This window comes from Streptomyces sp. NPDC005551 (genome assembly GCF_042871785.1).
GTDB lineage: Bacteria > Actinomycetota > Actinomycetes > Streptomycetales > Streptomycetaceae > Streptomyces.
Genome location: NZ_JBIAJE010000003.1, coordinates 326969 through 345951, shown reverse-complemented (window position 1 = coordinate 345951; position 18983 = coordinate 326969). Strand labels below are relative to the sequence as shown.

Sequence of the window (18983 nt, the reverse complement as noted above, 5' to 3'; positions counted from 1 at the left end):
CCTCACGTCAACACCCGACGGTCGGCACGGTCTCCTGCCGTGCGACGACCGTGGACACGGCCGGGCCGATCGTGGCCGGCACGCGTCCGTCACCGTACGAGCCGAGGACCGCTCCCTCGCGTGGCGCGGTCCGCCGGCTCCCGGCCGTGCCAGTCCAGACACACCACGAGGGCGTCGTCCTGCGGCTTCGGTCCGCCCCGGTGGCCGGACAGCTCCCTCAGGACCGCACGGGGCACCTCGGCGGCCGGCAGCAGGCTGGTGGACGTGATGGCCCGCTCCAGGGCCTTCTCGCCGTACCTCTCGCCCCCCGGTGCGGCGACGGCGTGCACCCCGTCGCTGACGAACAGCATCCGGTCGCCGGGTTCGCACTGGAACTCCTGCACGACGTAGTCGGTCTCCTCGAACATGCCCAGCGGAAGCTGCGCGTCGAACTCGACACGCTTCACACTTCTGTCCCGCAGCCGGAGCATCTGGGGCGAGCCCGCGTCCACGACCCGCATGCACCCGGTGGACAGCTCGATGTCCACCATCAGCACGGACAGGAACGAGGAGCCGCGGTACTGCGCGTAGATCGCCTGGTCGGCGAGAGCCGCCTGGTCCTCGATGGAGATGCCCGCCCGGCGCGCGTTGCGCAGGGCGTTGATGCCCAGATTGGTCAGCAGCGAGGCCTCGATGCCCTCGCCCATGCCGTTGGTGATGTACAGCACCAGCCGGTCTGCGCTGGCCGACCAGTCGAAGTTGTCGCCGAAGATCGCGTAGGCGGGTTCCAGCTGGGCGCCGAGCTCGTACTCGGGCCGGGAGCACGAGCGGCCGGGGAGCAACTGCCACTGCATCTCCGCGGCCAGCGTCAGCCGGTCCTTGCGACGCGCCTGAAGGTACAGGTCGGTGTCGCGCTCGGCGACGAGCACCTCGTGGCCGAGCACCTGCGCGATGTCGGCGAGCTCGCCGAGGGTCTCCGCGGTGAGGCGGTCGGCCGGCAGCGTGACGATCAGTACGCCGAGCCGGTCGCCGCGCACGGTCACCGGCAGATGCGTACGCCGCAGCCCCCCGGCCGCCTCCTCCACGAAGGGCTCCTGGGAGCCGAAGGCCCGGCCCGCGGGAGTGCTGTGCACCGGCACGGGGTCCTCGGTGTGCGGGAGGGCGGAGACGGGCTGCAGGACGGTGAGCCCGTAGTCGGCCATGAAGAGCTCCACGGACTCGGCCGCGTAGCACTCGCGCAGGACGTCCCGGACGGCGTCCAGCAACTGATGGGGAGCCGCGGTGCGCAGGGCACGCTCCGCGGCCACGAAACTGTTCACCATGTCGGATACGCCGTTCTTCGACTAGTACGATTCCGGGTCCACGCTCCGGAGAGGTCGCCCGTCCGTCCGCGGCCACCGGTGTCTACTGTTCTGTCACTGACGTCGTCCTGGCGGGCTGACACCGCTCGAGAAGACTGGGAGAGTGAGACAGTGACTTCGTCCGGCCCGCGTCCGCAGCCAGGTGAGGTGGCTCGCGTGACCTCGGAGGCGGCTGAGCTGCTGGAAATCCTCTGGGGACGAGCCTCCACGGCTCCGGTCTCCGCCTCCCAGCTGCGTGTGCTCTTCATCCTGGAGTACAACGAGGGGATCAACCTGCGCACGCTCGCCGACGCGCTCGGCTCCACGCCGCCGTCCACGAGCAGGCTCTGCGACCGGCTCCAGGCCGTCGGATACGTCGAGCGGGCGCCCAGCACCACCAGCCGCCGGGAGCTGCGCCTCTTCCTCAGCCGCCAGGGCAGGTCGTTCCTGCGGGAGCTGCGCGCACGCCGGGAGCATGCCCTGGAGTCGGTGCTGGCCCAGATGCCGGCCGCGAAGCGCACGGCGCTCCTGCAGGGGCTGGAGGCCTTCTGCGCCGCCGCGGCCGCGCAGCTCCAGGACGACACGCAGATGGACGTACGGACGGCCTGACCGCCACCCGGGCCAACGACCGGCGCCGGGACGTCCGCGCCCGCGGGCCCGAACCGGACGGCACCGGCAGTCGGCTTCAACCGGTACACCATCCCTGATCCCTTCCCCGCGTCCGACACGTCGTCACCCTGCTGCCCCGTCGTCATGGTTGCCAAAGGGCAACTACTGTTCGCGTCTCACCACCCGCGTCCGCGGGAACCCGCCTGCCCGCGCGGGCGCTAACGCCTACCGGTGACTTCGCCCACCCGGGCAAGGGCGTCGTCCACGCTGTCCGAGGACGGCACGGCCATGTTGACCCCGGTGAGGTCCAGGATCCGCCGGACCGCCGGTGTGGGAGAGATGAGACGCACGCTTCCCCCGACGGCGCGGGCCTCCGCGCGGGCCTGCACAATGGCGTTTATCCCGGACGAGTCCATGAAAGAGACCGCGGCCAGATCCAGCAGCAGATGGCGGCTTCCGCGGCTCACCCGACCGGACAGGTGGCGGCGCAGCTCGGGAACCGTGTCGACGTCCAGGAAGCCCTCGACGGTGAACAGGGCGACGTCGTCCCCGGGAAGGGTGACGTCGACGGACACGGGGGCTCGCTCGGCCGGCACACTTACCTCCTACAACACCGCAGTCGGGCTTCCCGACGCGGAACAGAGCTCGATGCGCCTGATGCCGGCCTGTCAGGGTGACCAGGCCGTCGACGACGATCCGTCCGGTGCCGGACGCGGGGAGCACGTCCACGACTACCCCTCGGACCCGCCTGCACACCCGAAGGTTGAGGGCCCGGCGGGCCGGACAGCGAGCCCCCGGGGATCAGGCCACCCGGATCCCGACGATGCAGGTGTCGTCATCGGTGTCGGACCTGCTGTAGGTCAGCAGCCGGTCCAGCTGGTGGTCCAGCGAGGGAGCGGTCGCGCGCGCCGAGGTCAGCAGCTGGGTCAGCGACTCCTCCACCGACCGGTCCCGCCGCTCGATCAGACCGTCCGTGTACATCAGCAGGGTGTCGTCCACGGCCAGCTGCACCTCGGTTTCCTCGAAGGTGGCCTCCGGCACGGCGCCGAGCAGTATCCCCTTGAGGAGAGGCAGCGGCGTCGCGTCCGCGTCGCGGATCAGCACCGGCGGCAGATGACCGGCCCTGGCCCACCGCAGCCTGCGGCTGGCCGGGTCGTAGAGCCCGCAGACCGCCGTCGCCGTGACCGCGCCCGTCAAGTGGTGCGCCACGATGTTCAGCCACGACAGCAGCTGGCCGGGACCCGCGCCCGTCACGGCGAGGCCGCGCAGCGCGTTGCGCAGGACCACCATGCTGGTCGCCGCCTCTATGCCGTGCCCCGCCACGTCGCCGACACACAGGAGGACCAGCCCGGAGGGCAGCACCACGGCGTCGTACCAGTCGCCGCCCACCAGCTGCTCCGTCTCCGCCGGGCGGTAGCGGACCGCCGCCTGGATCCCCGGCACCGCCAGGGGGGCCTGGGTCGGGGGCATGATCGCGTGCTGCAACTGGAGGGTCAGCCGGGCGCGCTCGTGGGCCTGCTGCTCGCTGTGCGCCAGCTGGTCGCGCGTGGCCGCCAGGGCGACCTCCGTCCAGTGCTGCGCCGAGATGTCCTGGTAGGCGCCGCGGAGGACGAGGGGGCGGTCGTCGACGCCGAGCACCGGTTCCGCCACCACCCGGATGTGCCGGGTCACGCCGCCGGGACGCTGCAGCCGGAACGCCGCCGTGGCGGGCCTGCCGTGATGCAGCAGGGTCCGCAGGAAACGGCCGATGGCGACGGCGTCGTCCGGGTGGGCATGCGCCGGCAGCTCCTCCAGCGGTACCGGAGTGCTGGTCGTGGGGCGGCCGTACAGGTCGAAGAGCGTGCCGTTCCAGGTGATCTCACCGGTGAGGAGGTTCTCCTCGAAACCGCCGATCCGGCCGAGCCGCTGAGCGTGCTGGAGCAGGCTCGCGAGGCGTGCCGTCTCGTCCTCGATCCGCCAGATGAGCAGCACGCTGCCACCGTGCCGGCTGACACTGATGTCGGCGACCGCCGCCAGCGGCAGCTGGTCGACCAGAGCCGTGAGATCCATCCGGCGGGCGCGGAACGGCTCACCCGTGGCGTAGACCCGCTCGATCTGCCGGAAGAGCTCGCTCTCCCCGGCGGACATCGGATACGCCTCCAGCAGCAGAGCACCGTTGATGACACCGCGCGGACGGCCCGCGGGGTCGAGGAAACGGCTGTTCACATGGCGGATGCGGAAGTCCGAGAGCTGTCCGTCGTCACCGAGGTGGGGTACGAGGACGAGCGCCGGGTCGTGCAGCCCGTCGACCAGGTCCACCAGCTCCGAGACGTCCGGCGTGAGGCGCGGGACACGGGGTTCCCGCCCCTCCGCCAGGTCCGGGTGGGTCTCCAGGGTGTGGGCGCACAGCTCCGCCAGGGCCTCGACCTGGCGGACGACCTGGGGGGACTGCGGCTCCAGCGGCGAGGGCCAGGCGATCTCCAGGACGCCGTGGATGCGCCCGCCCGCCCCGGCGGGGGCGGCGACCCGTCCGCCGCCCGGGAAATGAGCGTGCCCGATGGTCGGCAGGCCCTCCTCGGCCAGCGACCCGGTCCACTGCGTCGTGCGGTGCGACAGGGCACGACGCGCCACCGTCGCCACGGCCGGCGGCACATAGCGCCAGCGGGCGGCCTCCGCCGTGGAGAAACCGGCGCTGCCCGCCAGCGTCAGCGATCCGTCGGCACCGGCCGCCCAGATGGCGACGGCCGCCGCTCCGAGCGGCGCGAGGGCGTGCTGGAACAGGGAGTCGGCCACCGCCTGGGTGTCATCGGCGGCCAGCGCACCGCTCTCGGCCGCCCTCAGCCGTACGGCCGAGGAGACGTCCTGCGCGCCGTCGGGGTCCGCCGCCGTGGCCAGGAACGTGTTGGTCACCTCGGACAGCCGGTCGCGGGCCGCCTGGTTGATGACGTCGACGGCCAGTTCGAGCATCGGGACCTTGGCCTGCTCGGTCAGCTCGGCGAGCTGGTGGGCGGCCTGTGCGGGCCCGCAGCCCAGGCGTTCCACCAGGATGCCCTTGGCGAGCTCGATCAGGGCACGCCCGTCGGCCTCGGCCTGGGCGGCCTGCACCTCGCGACGCAGCCGGTCCACGGTGGCCGCCAGCCGGCCGACCTGGGACGTGGACGGCGCGCTCGGCACGGTCGCCGCGGGCAGGTCGGCGTCCTTGGCGGGCAGGGCGGGAACGCCCGACGGCACGGCGGGAGCGTCGGATCCGACGGGCTGTTCGCCGGGGCCGGACCGGCCGGACTCCTCAGGAATGCTCACTGTGCGGTTGCTCCTCGGTGGGACGCCGGCAGGCGCGGGGGAGAGGGAGTGCGGAACGGCGCCCGGCCGGCTCGTCGAACCGGCCGGGGCCCTCCTGGTGTCACACGCTCAGCCAGCGCCGGACACAGGCGATGAGGTCATCGGTGTCGACCGGCTTGGTCACGTAGTCGCTGGCGCCCGACAGAAGACTCTTCTCCCGGTCGCCGGGCATCGCCTTGGCCGTGACCGCCACGATGGGCAGGTCGGCGTACTGGGGCATCTTACGGATCTCGGCCGTGGCCGTGTATCCGTCCATCTCCGGCATCATCACGTCCATCAGGATCAGTGCGATGTCGGGGTGGTTCACCAGCGTCTCGATGCCCTTTCTGCCGTTCTCCGCGTGCAGCACCTGGAAGCCGTGCAGCTCCAGGATCCCACTGAGCGCGAAGAGGTTGCGGGCGTCGTCGTCGACCACGAGCACCGTGGCGCCGTGGAACGCCTCGCCTGCCAGCTCCAGGGGCTCCTGCTGGGATTCCTCGGCACCCCGGACGAGCGGCAGCACGTCCCCCGGTTCCTCCGCGGACAGGTGCAGCGCGATCCGCTCGCGCAACTCGTCCAGGCTGGAAAGGAATTCCAGCGGCCGGTCCCCGCACAGGGACCGCAGGGCCCGCTCCTGCGCCAGGTCCAGCCGGTTCCCGTTGTGGATGAGCACGGGCACGTTGGCCAGCGCCGAGTCGCCCTCGACCGCCTGCAGGAAGTGGGCCGCCTCGCCCTCCGGCATGCCGAGTTCGAGGACGACGCAGTGGCACGGCTCGGCGGCCAGCGCGCTCGCCGCCTCCTGCGCGCCCACGACGGTGATCACGTCGACCGTCTCGCGCCCCTCCACCTCGTCACGGCTGCGGGTGACGTCGCCGACCGCGCTCTCGGCGACGAGGGTCAGCAGCCCGCGGGGGCGCTCCTCGACGACCAGCAGCCTGCGCCGGTTCTGCCGTGCCGGTCCTGAAGTGCCGGGCGCCGGACGCCGTACGGTCACGACCTCGGCGGCCGGCTCGGCCGGCGCGGACTCCAGCGGCCGGGTGCCGCTCAGCAGCTCCTCGAAGTCCGGCCGCGCGACGGGCAGGAACAGCGTGAAGGTACTGCCCTGGCCGGGCGTACTGTCCACGGTGACCGCGCCGCCGAGCAGGTGGGCGATCTCCCGCGTGATCGACAGACCGAGGCCCGTGCCGCCGTACTTGCGGCTCGTGGTGCCGTCCGCCTGCTGGAAGGCCCCGAAGATCGTCTCGAGCTGCTGCTCCGGGATGCCGATACCCGTGTCCTTCACGCGGAAGGCGACGACCGTGCCCTCGCGCAGGACGCCCTTGGGGACCTCTTCGCCGGACGCCGGTTCGATCCGCAGCTCGACGCTGCCCTGCTCGGTGAACTTGACCGCGTTCGACAGCAGGTTCCGCAGCACCTGCCGCAGCCGGGAGTCGTCGGTGAGCAGGTCGGCGGGCGCGCCGGCCGCCGTGCTGATCGTGAAGTCCAGGCTCTTCTGCGAGGTCATCGGCCGGAAGGTGGCCTCGACGTACTCCAGGAGCTGACGCAGGGGGACCCGCTCGGGGGTGACGTCCATCTTGCCCGCCTCGACCTTCGACAGGTCGAGGATGTCGTTGATCAGCTGCAGCAGGTCGGAGCCCGCGGAGTGGATGATCCCGGCGTACTCGACCTGCTTCGGCGTGAGGTTGCGCGAGGGGTTCTGCGCCAGCAGCTGGGCGAGGATGAGCAGGCTGTTGAGGGGCGTGCGCAGCTCGTGGCTCATGTTCGCCAGGAACTCCGACTTGTACTTCGACGCCAGCGACAGCTGCTGCGCGCGGGCCTCGAGTTCCTGCCGTGCCTGCTCGATCTGCAGGTTCTTGGCCTCGATGTCGCGGTTCTGCGTGGCCAGCAGCGAGGCCTTGTCCTCCAGCTCCGCGTTCGAGCGCTGCAGTTCGTCCTGCTGGACCTGCAGCTCCTCCGAGCGGGCCTGCAGCTCCGCGGTCAGCCGCTGGGACTCGCCCAGCAGCTCGTCGGTGCGCGCGTTGGCCACGATGGTGCTGACGTTGACGCCGATGGTCTCCATCAGCTGTTCGAGGAAGGTCTGGTGGACGGGCGTGAAGCGGGCCACCGAGGCCAGTTCGATGACGCCGAGCACCTGCTCCTCGACCACGATGGGGAGGACGACCAGCGCCGTCGGCACCGTCTGGCCGAGTCCCGACGAGATGGTCACGTACCCCGGCGGCAGCTGGTCCACCGTGATGGCGCGGCGGCTGCGGGCGGCCTGCCCGACCAGCGAGCGCCCCATGGGGATGCGGGCGGGACGTTCCTCGTCGTCCGGGTAACCGTACGAGCCGACGAGCCGCAGCTCCGTGCCGCGCGGGGTCTCCTCGGCGAGGTAGAAGGCGCCGTACTGCGCGGACACCAGGGGAGTCAGCTCGTCCATGATCAGCTCGGCGACCACGTCCAGGTCCCGGTAGCCCTGCATCAGGCCCGAGATGCGGGCCAGGTTGGTCTTCAGCCAGTCCTGCTCCTGGTTCGCCCGCGTGGTCTCCCGCAGGGACTCGACCATGGAGTTGATGTTGTCCTTGAGCTCGGCGACCTCGCCCGACGCCTCGACGGTGATCGAGCGGGTCAGGTCCCCCTCGGCCACGGCGCTCGCCACCTCGGCGATGGCCCGCACCTGACGGGTCAGGTTGCCCGCGAGCTCGTTGACGTTCTCCGTCAGGCGCTTCCACGTGCCCGAGACGCCCTCGACCTCGGCCTGTCCGCCCAGGCGGCCCTCACTGCCCACCTCGCGGGCCACGCGGGTGACCTCGGCGGCGAAGGCGGAGAGCTGGTCGACCATCGTGTTGATGGTCGTCTTCAGTTCCAGGATCTCGCCGCGGGCGTCGACGTCGATCTTCTTGGACAGGTCGCCCTTGGCCACGGCGGTGGTCACCAGCGCGATGTTGCGCACCTGGCCGGTGAGGTTGTTGGCCATCGAGTTGACGTTGTCGGTGAGGTCCTTCCACGTGCCCGCCACGTTCGGCACGTGCGCCTGGCCGCCGAGGCGGCCCTCGGTGCCGACCTCGCGGGCGACGCGGGTGACCTCGTCGGCGAACGCGGACAGCGTGTCGACCATCGTGTTGATCACGTCCGCCAGCGCCGCGACCTCGCCCTTGGCCTCCACCGTGATCTTCTGGGAGAGGTCGCCGCGGGCGACGGCGGTGGCGACCTGAGCGATGGAGCGCACCTGGCCGGTCAGGTTCGACGCCATCACGTTGACGTTGTCGGTGAGGTCCTTCCAGGTGCCGGACACACCGCGCACGGTGGCCTGCCCGCCCAGATTGCCCGCGGTGCCGACCTCGCGGGCGACGCGGGTGACCTCGTCGGCGAAGGCGGACAGCTGGTCGACCATCGTGTTGATGGTGTCCTTCAGCTCCAGGATCTCGCCGCGGGCGTCCACGGTGATCTTCTGGGAGAGGTCTCCCTTGGCCACGGCCGTCGCCACCTGGGCGATGGAGCGGACCTGCGAGGTCAGGTTGCCCGCCATGAAGTTCACGGAGTCGGTGAGGTCGCGCCAGGTGCCCTTGACACCCTTGACGTCGGCCTGTCCGCCGAGGCGCCCCTCGGTGCCGACCTCGCGGGCGACGCGGGTGACCTCGTCGGCGAACGCGGAGAGCTGGTCGACCATCGTGTTGATGGTCGACTTCAGCTCCAGGATCTCGCCGCGGGCGTCCACGGTGATCTTCTGGGAGAGGTCTCCCTTGGCCACGGCCGTGGTCACCTGGGCCACGTTGCGGACCTGCGCGGTCAGATTGCCCGCCATCAGGTTCACGGAGTCGGTGAGATCGCGCCAGACACCGCCGACGCCCGGCACCTGCGCCTGGCCGCCGAGACGCCCTTCGCTGCCGACCTCGCGGGCGACGCGGGTGACCTCGTCGGCGAACGCGGACAGCTGGTCGACCATCGTGTTGACGGTCTCCTTCAGCTGGAGGATCTCGCCGCGGGCGGGAACGTCGATCTTCTGGGAGAGGTCTCCCTTGGCCACGGCGGTGGCGACCTGGGCGATGTCGCGGACCTGGGTCGTGAGGTTTCCGGCCATGGCGTTGACCGAGTCGGTCAGATCCGCCCAGGTGCCGGAGACTCCGGGGACTTCCGCCTGGCCGCCCAGGGTGCCCTCGGTGCCGACCTCGCGGGCCACGCGGGTCACCTCGGAGGTGAACACCGACAACTGGTCCACCATGCCGTTGAAGACGGTGGCGATGTCGCCGAGCAGGCCTCCGGCCTCGTCCGGCAGACGCGTGCCGAAGTCGCCGTCGCGCACGGCGGTCAGTCCGGCCAGCAGCTGGCGCAGCTCCTGCTCGCCCGGCGTCCGGCTCGGAGGCTCGGTCGTTGTGACGGTCATGCGTACCCCTCGTTCCGCTCCCCAAGAGTCCCCGGGAGAAGGACTCGGAACCACGCCGCACCCGCGGACGATCTCACACGCCGTACGCGGTATTCCTGCAGATCACGGATCTGCCGATGAGAAAATACGCCGCAGGCTAACCCACAAGGCACGTGCTGAACAAAGCGGCGGAGCGTGACCTTCGGTACTCCGGAAGAATTTGCCGGGGGGAGGCATGACCTCGCAAAGCCTGGATATGTGAATCTCTTTGGTCTGTCCCCCTCCGGGCGCCCCGAAACCCGCCGTCCCCGAACCGGTCGTCGCCGCCGGTGGGTGCGGCGACGGGAGTCCGGGCCGGCACACGAAAAGATCCCGCCGTCCTGGCTCACCGGGTGGAGGGTGATGGCCGGGACGGCGGGATCTCATGTCCCCGCGGGGCCGGATGTCAGGCGACGGCCGGGTCCAGCAGTCCCGTGCGGAGCCGCTTCAGGATGCGGGTGATCAGCCGGGAGACGTGCATCTGGGAGACACCGAGCTCCTCACCGATCTGGGCCTGGGTGCGCTCCTCGACGAACCGCAGGTGGACGATAAGCCGCTCCCGGTCGTCGAGCTGGGCGATCAGCGGCGCCAGGGAGTTGAAGTCCTCCACCAGCTGGAGGGACGGGTCGTCCGCACCGATGAAGTCGGCAAGGACGCTCTCGCCGTCCGCTCCGCCGCTGCCGACGAGCGCCGCGTCGAGGGACGTGGGGCTGTACGCGTTGGCGGCCTTGCGGGCCTCGATGACGTCTTCCTCGGGAAGGGACATCAGCTCGGACAGCTCGCGAGTGGTGGGAGTGCGGCCCAGGCGGGTCTGCAGCTCCTCGTTGGCCTTGGCGAGCTCGACGCGGGCCTCCTGGAGCCGGCGGGGCACGTGGACCGCCCAGCTGGTGTCCCGGAAGAAGCGCTTGATCTCACCGACGATGTAGGGGACGGCGAAGGAGGTGAACTCGACCTCGCGCGTGAGCTCGAACCGGTCGATGGCCTTGATCAGGCCGATCGTGCCGACCTGGACGATGTCCTCCATGGAGTCGCCGCGGCTGCGGAAGCGCGACGCCGCGTAGCGGACCAGGGAGAGGTTCATCTCGATCAGCGTGTTGCGGACGTACTGGTAGTCGCGGGTGCCCTCTTCGAGGACGGCGAGCCGGTCGAAGAACTGGCGCGAGAGGTCACGGGCGTCCTTCGGCTTGACCTGCGAGGGGTCCTCGATGAAGGGAAGGTCCGCCTCGACCGCCTCGCCCGCCGTGCCCATTGCCTGCACCGCCGTCACGGCTGCCATGCCGTCCACCCCAATCGTCGAAGTACTGATGACAGGGCTCGCTTGCCCAGGTTCAGGAGAATCAATCCACCCGATTTGACGGAACATGCATATCAGAGGGACCGGTGCGTTCACCCCCCCGGCCCGTCTGCCGGTCCTGGCACGCCCTGACGGCCCGTACGGGCCCGGCGCCGGGCAGGGGGTCGTCCGGCCGTCAAAGCGGCCGAGTACGCTGGCCTCTCCAGGTGAGGCGGTGGACATGGCGTTCGGTGGTGACGGCTCGGGTACGGCACCCGACTCGCGGCAGCTCGGCGCGGCGATCCTCCATTCGTACGCACTCGTGGAGCGCCCGGGCATACGGATGGTCGGCGAGATCAGTCCGCCCACCCGTCCCGTCTGGCGGAAAGCGCTGGGGCAGCTCGCGAGTCAGTCCGACCACGTCTGCTTCCTGGAGCTGTCGGCGATCACGTTCGTCGACGTCGCCGGTGCCGCCGAGCTGGCGCGCACCGCACAAAGCCTGCAGGGGAAGCGGCGTCTGGTGCTGGAACAACCACCGCCCGAGCTCGAGCGGATATTGCAGATGTTCTGGCCAGACCTTCTGAAGATTGAGGTGGCGGCGTGATGAGTACGGCCACCCGACCCGAGCCCTTCGTCCACCCGGCGCTCTTCTACCGCGGCGACCAGGAGTACGTGGAGGGGACAGTACCGTTCCTGCTGGACGGCCTGAAGGCCGAGGAGCCCGTCGCGGTGGCGGCCCCGGCCCGGCAGCTGGACCTGATCCGGACCGGGCTCGGACCGAGCGCCGCCGACGTGCACTTCGTCGACATGACGAAGGCCGGACGCAATCCCGGCCGCATCATCCCGTCCGTCCTGCGCGCGTTCGCCGACGCCCGCAGCGGCGGTCACGTCCGCATCATCGGAGAGCCGATCTGGGCCGGCCGGACCGCGGTGGAGTACCCGGCCTGCGTCCAGCACGAGGCGCTGATCAACATGGCGTTCCGCGGCCGGGACGTGACGATCCTGTGTCCCTACGACGCCGACGCACTGCCCGCGGACGTGATCGACGACGCCCGCGCCACGCACCCCGTGGTCATCGACAAGGGCGAGGAGCAGATCAGCAGCGACTACGCGGTCGAGAGCGTGCTCGCCCGCTTCAACGAAGCACTCGACCACCCGCCGGGAGCGGCGACGGCCCGCTTCGACGCGGAGGCCCTGCCGGTCACCCGTGACTTCGCGCTCGCCGCGGCGCGGGAGCGCGGGATGAGCGAGCTGCGGCTCCAGGATCTGGCGCTCGTGGTGGCCGAGCTGACGACCAACAGTGTCGTGCACGGAGGCGGTGCGGGCACTGTGCGGGTCTGGGCCGAGGGCGAGCAGATCGTGTGCGAGGTGCAGGACGAGGGGCAGCTCACCGACCTGCTGGCCGGCCGGCGCCCGGCCCCTCCGCAGCAGCTCGGCGGCCGCGGCCTGCTGCTCGTCCACTACCTGTCCGACCTAGTCCGGGTGCACACCGGCTCGGTCGGGACGACGGTACGCAGCTACCTCTCCCGCGGCTGACCCCGGCACCGCCCGGCTCGGCGGCCCCGCTCGCGTCGGCTGACGACCCGAGCGGACGGCGCCGGGACCCACGACCACGAAAAAGGCCCGGACCCATGCGGGTCCGGGCCTTCCAGCTGGCGTGGCTGCTAACGCGAGCCGCTCTGCTGCTCGGCGTCGTGCGCCGCCTGGCGCTCCGTCTTCGAGTCGGCTGTCGAAAGCGTTCCGCCGGAGCTCTCGAGGTGGGCTCGCACGAACCACTGGAACTGTTCCAGTGCGCGCAGGTGCTCGATGAGAAGGTCCTCCGTGACCGGATCGGTCTTGGCGACCTCGGCCAGCGTGGAGCGGTGGCCCTCGATGATGCCGGTGTAGACGAGGTCGAGGGCGCCGAGGTGGGCGATGGCGTCGGCGCGGCCGACGTCGTAGTCGTCCCAGGTGCGCTCGGCGACCAGGGCGCCCGGGGTCCCGTGCGGCACTCCGCCGAGGGCGGAGATGCGCTCAGCCGTGTCGTCGGCCATTTCACGTACGCGGTCCACCTGCGGGTCGAGCATTTCGTGGACGGCGATGAAATGCGGGCCGACGACATTCCAGTGGACGTGCTTCAACGTGAGGGAAAGGTCGTTCAGGGCGTGCAGCCGCATACGCAGCTGGTCGATGACCTTTCCGCCGTCCTGTGTGCTGAGTCCGGGGACCGTGTACTTCGGGGTCGAGGACGTCGACATCATTTCTCTCCCTTCGTGGACAGGTTGACGGTGCGGTGCGCCGTGTCTTCTACCAGCGGTACCAGCGGTACCAGCGTCCGCGCCGACCGCCGGACGTCCCGAAAAGGATCAGGGCGAGCAGCGGAACCAGAAGAAGCGGAACCATTGTTATCAACCTTCAGACCTCACGTGCCCCGGTTCTTGCGGGCTACACGTAGATGAGGCAGGGGCGGAAGTGAAAGGCGCCTCGCATTCACATTCCCGGCGGTGCCTGCGCGAACGCGGATGAGCGCGGGCTCAGGGGCGCGCGTATTCCTTGCGGACGGCCGCCGCCAGTTCCGTCATCGCTTCCTCGACGCCCGCGCGGTCGGCCCTGTCGAGGAGGGCGAGCGCGGCGGCCGCCGTCTTTCTGACCGACTCCGGGACCTCGTCCACCGCGGCCATCCGGTACGCGAGCGTGCGGCGCGCGGCACGCTCCTCAGGGGTGACGCCCCACGGACCCGAACGCGGGAACACCGCGGCTTCGTAGGCGGCGACCTGGACGAGGACGCCGTGCGCGAGGCCCTCGGCGTAACCGCGGGCACCGGCCTGCCGTTGCGCCGCGCGGAAGCTCGCCATGACCCGCCGTCGGACGAGGAAGGAACCGGCCGCGCCGGCCGCGGCCGAGCCGAGTCCCGCGGCGAGGCCGGCACCCGGACCGCCGAGAAGGGCGCCGATGAGACCGCCCGCGGCCGTCAGGAGGCAGGTCAGCCCGCCGGTGAGAAGGACGAGCGCGCGGGCGGGCGTGAGCGGTGCCATGGCGAGCAGTGTGCCAGGGACCTGCGAGGGCCCGGCCGCCGGGTGGCGGCCGGGCCCTCGGCCAGGCGAGTGGGGGGCAAGGTGCTCGGGGGAGGGCGGGACCGGCGCAACGGCGTGACCAGCGGCGAGGGCGGGTCGCGCCGGTGGCCGTACGCGCGAGCGGGTGGCCGAGGTGCTCGGCGCACCGGCGTGATCAGCGCAGGGCCGGGCTGGGCCGGGTGTCGACGCGTGTGCCCCTCACGTGCGTGCGGGTGGCCGAGGCGCTCGGGGGAGGGCCGCACCGGCGCACCGGCGCGATCCGCGGGAGGGCATGGCCGGGATCGGCGCACCCGCGCCATCGGCGGCGGGCCGGCCCCCGCGTCGACGCCGGTGGTTTCGCCGATGGCCGGTCGGCGCGGGCGGACGAGGCTGCGTTCTCGACCCGTCCGACACCGTCCGTTGGAGGCAACGCATGCACAGTCCCGACCGGTTACACCGACGGTGGGCCACCGTCACGACCCTGGGAGCGGTGCTCGTCGCCACGCTCCTCGGCCCGTCGCCCGCCCAGGCGGCATCCACGGCCGCACCCGCGCGCGCCGAGGCCGCGAACCCCGTCCTCACCGTCCCGCCCGCCGGCAGCCACGGCTTCCCGTTCCTCGCCGCGGCGGAGGACCTCGGCTCGTACGGCTACACCGAGAGCGAGTACTTCACCTCGGGCACCGCCACGTCGTACACCAAGTCCGGGACATGGGGCTCGGACGGCCGGTGGAGCGTACGCGAGGCCGGCCGTGCCGCGTACAAGAGCCGGCTCCTCGTGCGCCGTCCCGTCGACGCGGCGAAGTTCAACGGCACCGTGGTCGTGGAATGGCTCAACGTCAGCGGTCAGATCGAGCTCTCACCGGACTACTGGTTCGCGCGGGAGGAACTGCTGCGCAAGGGCTACGCCTGGGTGGGCGTCTCGGCCCAGGCGGTCGGCGTCAACGGCGGTTCCGGCGCGATCCACGGACTCAAGGGCTGGGACCCCGACCGCTACGGCACTCTGGTCCACCCCGGCGACGCGTTCGCCTACGACATCTTCTCCCAGGCGGGGCAGGCGCTGCGCACCCCGGACGGCCCCGATCCGCTCGGCGGGCTCAAGATCAGGACGCTGCTCGCGGACGGCGAGTCGCAGTCGGCCGGCTTCATGACGACGTACGCCAACGCGGTCCAGCCGGTCGCCGGTGTCTACGACGGGCTCATGGTGCACAGCAACAGCGCCATCGCCGCGCCGATCAGCGGCGACCGGGGCGACATATTGCAGATGCCGTACCCGTCCCGCATCCGGACCGACCTGGCGGTCCCGACGTTCGTCGTGCTCACGGAGACCGATGTGCCGGGTGCCTCGGCGGCACGGCAGCCGGACACGGACCGAGTCGTGCACTGGGAGGTGGCCGGCACCGCCCACGGTGACCAGTGGGCCTACGACGTCGGGCAGCCGACGGTGATCAGGTCGGCGGGTTCCGCCGCGCCGTCGCCCGGCTGCGCCGCCGGGTCGGCCCCGTTCAACGACGGCCCCGGCCACTACGCGATGAACGCGGCGCTGCGGGGGCTGGCCGACTGGGCGCGGGGCGGTCCCCGGCCGGCGAGTGGAGCGCAGCTGAACACCGACCTGCGGGACCCGGCGACCGGACTCGCCGTCGGCGGCGTCAGGCTGCCCGACGTGACGGTGCCGACCCGCACGCTCACCGGCATGCGGGACACCAGCGGGAGCGGTCTCTTCTGCGGTCTGTACGGTGCGCGGGACCCGTGGAACGGTGACGCCGACCCGTGGGACCGGCACGACGGGGGCGACCCGTCCGACCCGTCCTTCCCGCCCCGCGCGGAACCGGTGCTCAGCCGGCTCTATCCGACGCACGAGGGGTACGTGAGCAGGGTGCGGGCGGTCGCGCAGACGTCCGTACGGGCCGGGCACCTGCTGCCGGAGGACGCGACCGCGATCGTCTCCGCCGCGCAGGACTCTCCCGTCGGGCGCTGACCCCACCCGGGCAGGCGACCCGAGGACGGTCCGGAGCGGGCCGTTCTCGGGTCGGCCGACGTAGCCACCCCGCCGCCGGCTCGTGGCCGGGTTCGTGGCACTCGCCCGGTCCGGACCGCAGTCGCCGTCATCCGCGTGTACGCGGTCGGGCGGCCCCCCGCGTGACCGGGCCGGGGCGCCGGGCGGACAATGCAGGCATGAGCCGACCTGTGAGCGATGTCAGTGGTCCCGCCCGGCTGGCCGGACCGGAGGAGGGCATCAGCCACGAGGAACTGGCCCTCGCCGCCCGGAACCACGGGCTGCCGCTGGAGGCGCTGCGCTACGACGTCACTCCGCCCGGCCTGCACTACGTGCTGACCCACTACGACATCCCGTACGCGGAGGAGGGCACGTGGGAGCTGGCGGTCGGCGGCCTGGTCCGCCGCCCGCTCCGGCTCACGACGGCGGACCTGCGGTCGTTTCCCGCGGTCACCCAGCGGGTCACCATGGAGTGCGCGGGCAACGGCCGGGCCCTGCTGACCCCGCGGCCCGTGAGCCAGCCGTGGCTGGTCGAGGCGGCGGGCACCGCGGAGTGGACCGGCGTGCCGCTGCGGCTCCTGCTCGCCGAGGCGGGTGTCGACCCGGCCGGGGTGGACGTGGTCTTCACCGGCGCCGACCACGGGATCGAGCGCGGAGTCGAGCAGGACTACCAGCGTGGTCTGCCCCTGGACGTGGCGACCGGACGCGACCCGGAGGTCCTCGTCGCGTACGAGATGAACGGCGCCGCGCTGCCGCCCCAGCACGGGTATCCGGTGCGGCTGGTGGTGCCGGGCTGGTACGGCATGGCGCATGTGAAATGGCTGCGGGACATCACGGTCGCCGACACCCCCTTCACGGGGTTCCAGCAGTCGGTGGCCTACCGGCTCAGGCAGGAGGCGCACGACGAGGGGGAGCCGGTCACCCGTATCGCCCCCCGCGCCCTGCTCGTGCCGCCCGGGTTCCCGGACTTCATGTCGCGGTCGCGGGTGGTCCGGCCCGGAGTCGTGGTGCTGGAGGGACGCGCCTGGTCCGGTCGCGCTCCGGTGACCTCCGTGGAGGTGAGCCCCGACGAGGGCCGCTCCTGGTACGCGGCCGACCTGGACCCGGACACCGGTCACCGCTGGGCCTGGCGCCGTTGGCGCTTCGAGTGGACCGCCGTTCCGGGCAGCCATGTGCTCAGCGCCCGCGCCACGGACGCCGAGGGCCGCACGCAGCCCCTGCGGCAGCCGTGGAACCGCGGCGGGTTCGCGAACAACATCGTCCAGCGGGTGCCCGTCCTCTGCGTCGCGGGCACCGGCTGACGACGATCGACACGCTCTGCTGATGGGACGTCAGGCAGCGCGCATGTCCGGGGCCGAACCGGTGGGCTGCTCGGCGGTAACGGCCTGACCGTCTGGGCCGGTTCGGCCTGATCGCGGCTGTTTCCGGTTCACCGGGGTGGACCTTCCCCCTCGCCCTCACCTGGCACTCCGCCGGGGTTGACTCTGCTGGCTATGGGCATTAGCTTCTAGCTAGTCGCATTAGCTTGGAGCTGTGCGCTCAACGAGCAGGGGATGTCATGGCTGAGTTCGTCACCGTCCGGGGCGGCACCATTGCCTACGAGGCAGCCGGGGAAGGCCCGCTGGTCGTCCTGGCCCACGGCATGGGGGACAGCCGCGCTGCGTACCGGTTCGTCGTGCCGCGTCTGGTGGCGGCGGGGTATCGAGTGGCCGCGGTCGACCTGCGGGGCTGTGGCGAGTCGAGCGCGCAATGGCCTTCCTACTCGCGCACCGACATCGCGGGCGATCTGCTCGCGGTGATCCGCCACATCGACGGCGGCCCGGCCGTCCTCGTCGGCCACTCGATCTCCGGCGGCGCCGCCACCATCGCGGCCGCCCAGGATTCCGGCCTGGTCAGGGGAATCATCGAACTGGGCCCCTTCACGCGCGCGCAGTCGATCAAACTCGGCGACTTCCGCTCGAAGAGCTACCGCAAGGGTGCCTTCCGGCTGCTCGGCTCCAGTCTGTTCGGCAGCGTGGGACTGTGGTCCCGCTATCTCGACCACGCCTACCCGGGCAACAAGCCGGCCGACTGGACCGACCGGCTGGCCCGCATCGAGGCGATGCTGAGAGAGCCCGGCCGGATGCGGGCGATGCAGAAGATGGGGCAGTCGGCGCCGACCGACGCCGGCGCCCAGTTGGGCAACGTACGGTGCCCTGCCCTGATCGTGCAGGGCTCCCTCGACCCCGACTGGGTGGATCCGCGCGCCGAGGGCGAGGCGATCGTGGCCGCGATGCCGGCCGGTGTCGGAGAGCTCGCGGTGATCGAGGGAGCCGGCCACTACCCGCACGACCAGTACCCGGAGGAGACGGTGTCCCTGATGCTGGCCTTCCTGGGTGCACACGCCCGTGCCTAGGGCGGGCCTCGATACGAGCGCCGTCGTCGCGGCGGGAGCGGCGCTGGCCGACGAGGTCGGTCTGGCGGGCCTGACCATGGGTCTGCTGGCCGACAGGCTCGGCGTACGGCCACCGTCCCTGTACAAGCACGTCGGCTCCCTGCACGAACTGCGGCACGGCATCTCCGTCCAGGCCAAGCGTGAATTCGCCCATCAGCTGGCCCGGGAGTCCGTCGGCCGTTCCGGCCCGGACGCGGTCCGGGCGTTCGCCGACAGTTACCGCCGCTGGGCCCTGGAGCACCCCGGCCGTTACGCCGCCACCGTCCCCGCTCCGGCGGCCGATGACGAGGAGGACCGTCGCGTCAGCGAAGCGGCGTTGCGGGTTCTGCTCGACGTCCTCGCCGGTTTCGGCCTGCCCGACGCGCGCGTGGTCGACTCCGCCCGGGCCATGCGCTCAGCACTTCACGGGTTCGTCACCCTTGAGGGCACCGGCGGCTTCGAGATGCCCCGAGACGTCACGCGGAGTTTCCACTTCCTCATCGACACCCTGATCGCCGGCTTCCAGGCGGACTCTTCCCATCGCGCCTCCGAAGGATGACATGGCCGCCACCGATCCCTCCCTGTCCACCCCGCAGCCACCTGTGAACGGGAGGACTCCGGCCGAGCCGCTGTCCGAGGCGCCCTGTGCCGATCGAAGTCCGGAGG

Annotated in this window: 14 protein-coding genes; 7 read left to right on the top strand and 7 right to left on the bottom strand. The window is 71.5% G+C overall.

Features of this window, described 5'->3' with window-relative positions:
* Positions 1-89: 89 nt before the first annotated feature.
* On the bottom strand, positions 90-1298 hold the full coding sequence (locus tag ACFYP4_RS09840) for a PP2C family protein-serine/threonine phosphatase (protein ID WP_388785048.1): 1209 nt from the start codon (positions 1296-1298) through the stop codon (positions 90-92).
* Between the two features lie 198 nt (positions 1299-1496).
* On the opposite strand from ACFYP4_RS09840, the gene ACFYP4_RS09835 reads away from it, so the two are divergent.
* A complete protein-coding gene (locus ACFYP4_RS09835) occupies positions 1497-1928 on the top strand; it encodes a MarR family transcriptional regulator (protein WP_358853281.1) in 432 nt (143 codons plus the stop codon).
* Positions 1929-2146: 218 nt separating this feature from the next.
* On the opposite strand, the gene ACFYP4_RS09830 is transcribed toward ACFYP4_RS09835, so the two are convergent.
* From ACFYP4_RS09830 to ACFYP4_RS09815, 4 genes are all read right to left on the bottom strand, one after another.
* Positions 2147-2524 (bottom strand): STAS domain-containing protein, encoded by a 378-nt coding sequence (locus ACFYP4_RS09830; protein ID WP_358853280.1) that lies wholly within the window; start codon positions 2522-2524, stop codon positions 2147-2149.
* A gap of 205 nt (positions 2525-2729) precedes the next feature.
* Entirely contained in the window at positions 2730-5096 is a 2367-nt protein-coding gene (locus ACFYP4_RS09825; RefSeq protein WP_388785046.1) for a SpoIIE family protein phosphatase, read from the bottom strand.
* Positions 5097-5307: 211 nt separating this feature from the next.
* Complete coding sequence (locus ACFYP4_RS09820) at positions 5308-9588, bottom strand: HAMP domain-containing protein (RefSeq protein WP_388784407.1); 4281 nt, start codon at positions 9586-9588, stop codon at positions 5308-5310.
* A 424-nt stretch (positions 9589-10012) separates the two neighbouring features.
* A complete protein-coding gene (locus ACFYP4_RS09815; protein ID WP_358853278.1) occupies positions 10013-10882 on the bottom strand; it encodes an RNA polymerase sigma factor SigF in 870 nt (289 codons plus the stop codon).
* A gap of 238 nt (positions 10883-11120) precedes the next feature.
* On the opposite strand from ACFYP4_RS09815, the gene ACFYP4_RS09810 reads away from it, so the two are divergent.
* Together ACFYP4_RS09810 and ACFYP4_RS09805 are read left to right on the top strand one after the other, a co-directional pair.
* Entirely contained in the window at positions 11121-11483 is a 363-nt protein-coding gene (locus tag ACFYP4_RS09810; RefSeq protein ID WP_358853302.1) for an STAS domain-containing protein, read from the top strand.
* Positions 11483-12415 (top strand): anti-sigma factor RsbA family regulatory protein, encoded by a 933-nt coding sequence (locus ACFYP4_RS09805; protein WP_358853277.1) that lies wholly within the window; start codon positions 11483-11485, stop codon positions 12413-12415. Before ACFYP4_RS09810 ends, ACFYP4_RS09805 begins: the two co-directional genes overlap by 1 nt.
* 128 nt (positions 12416-12543) lie before the next feature.
* Here the strand turns inward: ACFYP4_RS09805 and ACFYP4_RS09800 are convergent, their stop codons facing one another.
* Both ACFYP4_RS09800 and ACFYP4_RS09795 read right to left on the bottom strand, forming a co-directional pair.
* The gene (locus ACFYP4_RS09800; protein ID WP_358853276.1) at positions 12544-13116 is read right to left on the bottom strand and encodes a DNA starvation/stationary phase protection protein; all 573 of its coding nucleotides are present in this window, start codon (positions 13114-13116) and stop codon (positions 12544-12546) included.
* A 276-nt stretch (positions 13117-13392) separates the two neighbouring features.
* Positions 13393-13893, bottom strand: coding sequence for a hypothetical protein (locus ACFYP4_RS09795; RefSeq protein ID WP_358853275.1), 501 nt, complete (start codon positions 13891-13893; stop codon positions 13393-13395).
* 508 nt (positions 13894-14401) lie between these two features.
* On the opposite strand from ACFYP4_RS09795, the gene ACFYP4_RS09790 reads away from it, so the two are divergent.
* The 4 genes from ACFYP4_RS09790 (at position 14402) to ACFYP4_RS09775 (ending at position 18876) form a co-directional block, all read left to right on the top strand.
* Positions 14402-15886: an alpha/beta hydrolase domain-containing protein gene (locus ACFYP4_RS09790; protein ID WP_388784404.1), complete on the top strand. Its 1485-nt coding sequence runs from the start codon at positions 14402-14404 to the stop codon at positions 15884-15886.
* Between the two features lie 197 nt (positions 15887-16083).
* Positions 16084-17205, top strand: a complete 1122-nt coding sequence (locus tag ACFYP4_RS09785) for a sulfite oxidase (RefSeq protein WP_388784402.1) — start codon at positions 16084-16086, stop codon at positions 17203-17205.
* Positions 17206-17462: 257 nt separating this feature from the next.
* The gene (locus ACFYP4_RS09780; protein ID WP_388784400.1) at positions 17463-18299 is read left to right on the top strand and encodes an alpha/beta fold hydrolase; all 837 of its coding nucleotides are present in this window, start codon (positions 17463-17465) and stop codon (positions 18297-18299) included.
* Positions 18292-18876, top strand: coding sequence for a WHG domain-containing protein (locus ACFYP4_RS09775; RefSeq protein ID WP_358853271.1), 585 nt, complete (start codon positions 18292-18294; stop codon positions 18874-18876). The genes ACFYP4_RS09780 and ACFYP4_RS09775 overlap by 8 nt, the downstream gene beginning before the upstream one ends.
* Positions 18877-18983: the final 107 nt, after the last annotated feature.

Bases quoted from the DNA above. Each gene is read 5' to 3' on its own strand.
- ACFYP4_RS09820 (WP_388784407.1), bottom strand. From the start codon at position 9,588: ATGACCGTCACAACGACCGAGCCTCCGAGCCGGACGCCGGGCGAGCAG.
- ACFYP4_RS09815 (WP_358853278.1), bottom strand. From the start codon at position 10,882: ATGGCAGCCGTGACGGCGGTGCAGGCAATGGGCACGGCGGGCGAGGCG.
- ACFYP4_RS09810 (WP_358853302.1), top strand. From the start codon at position 11,121: ATGGCGTTCGGTGGTGACGGCTCGGGTACGGCACCCGACTCGCGGCAG.
- ACFYP4_RS09805 (WP_358853277.1), top strand. From the start codon at position 11,483: ATGAGTACGGCCACCCGACCCGAGCCCTTCGTCCACCCGGCGCTCTTC.
- ACFYP4_RS09800 (WP_358853276.1), bottom strand. From the start codon at position 13,116: ATGTCGACGTCCTCGACCCCGAAGTACACGGTCCCCGGACTCAGCACA.
- ACFYP4_RS09795 (WP_358853275.1), bottom strand. From the start codon at position 13,893: ATGGCACCGCTCACGCCCGCCCGCGCGCTCGTCCTTCTCACCGGCGGG.
- ACFYP4_RS09785 (WP_388784402.1), top strand. From the start codon at position 16,084: ATGAGCCGACCTGTGAGCGATGTCAGTGGTCCCGCCCGGCTGGCCGGA.
- ACFYP4_RS09780 (WP_388784400.1), top strand. From the start codon at position 17,463: ATGGCTGAGTTCGTCACCGTCCGGGGCGGCACCATTGCCTACGAGGCA.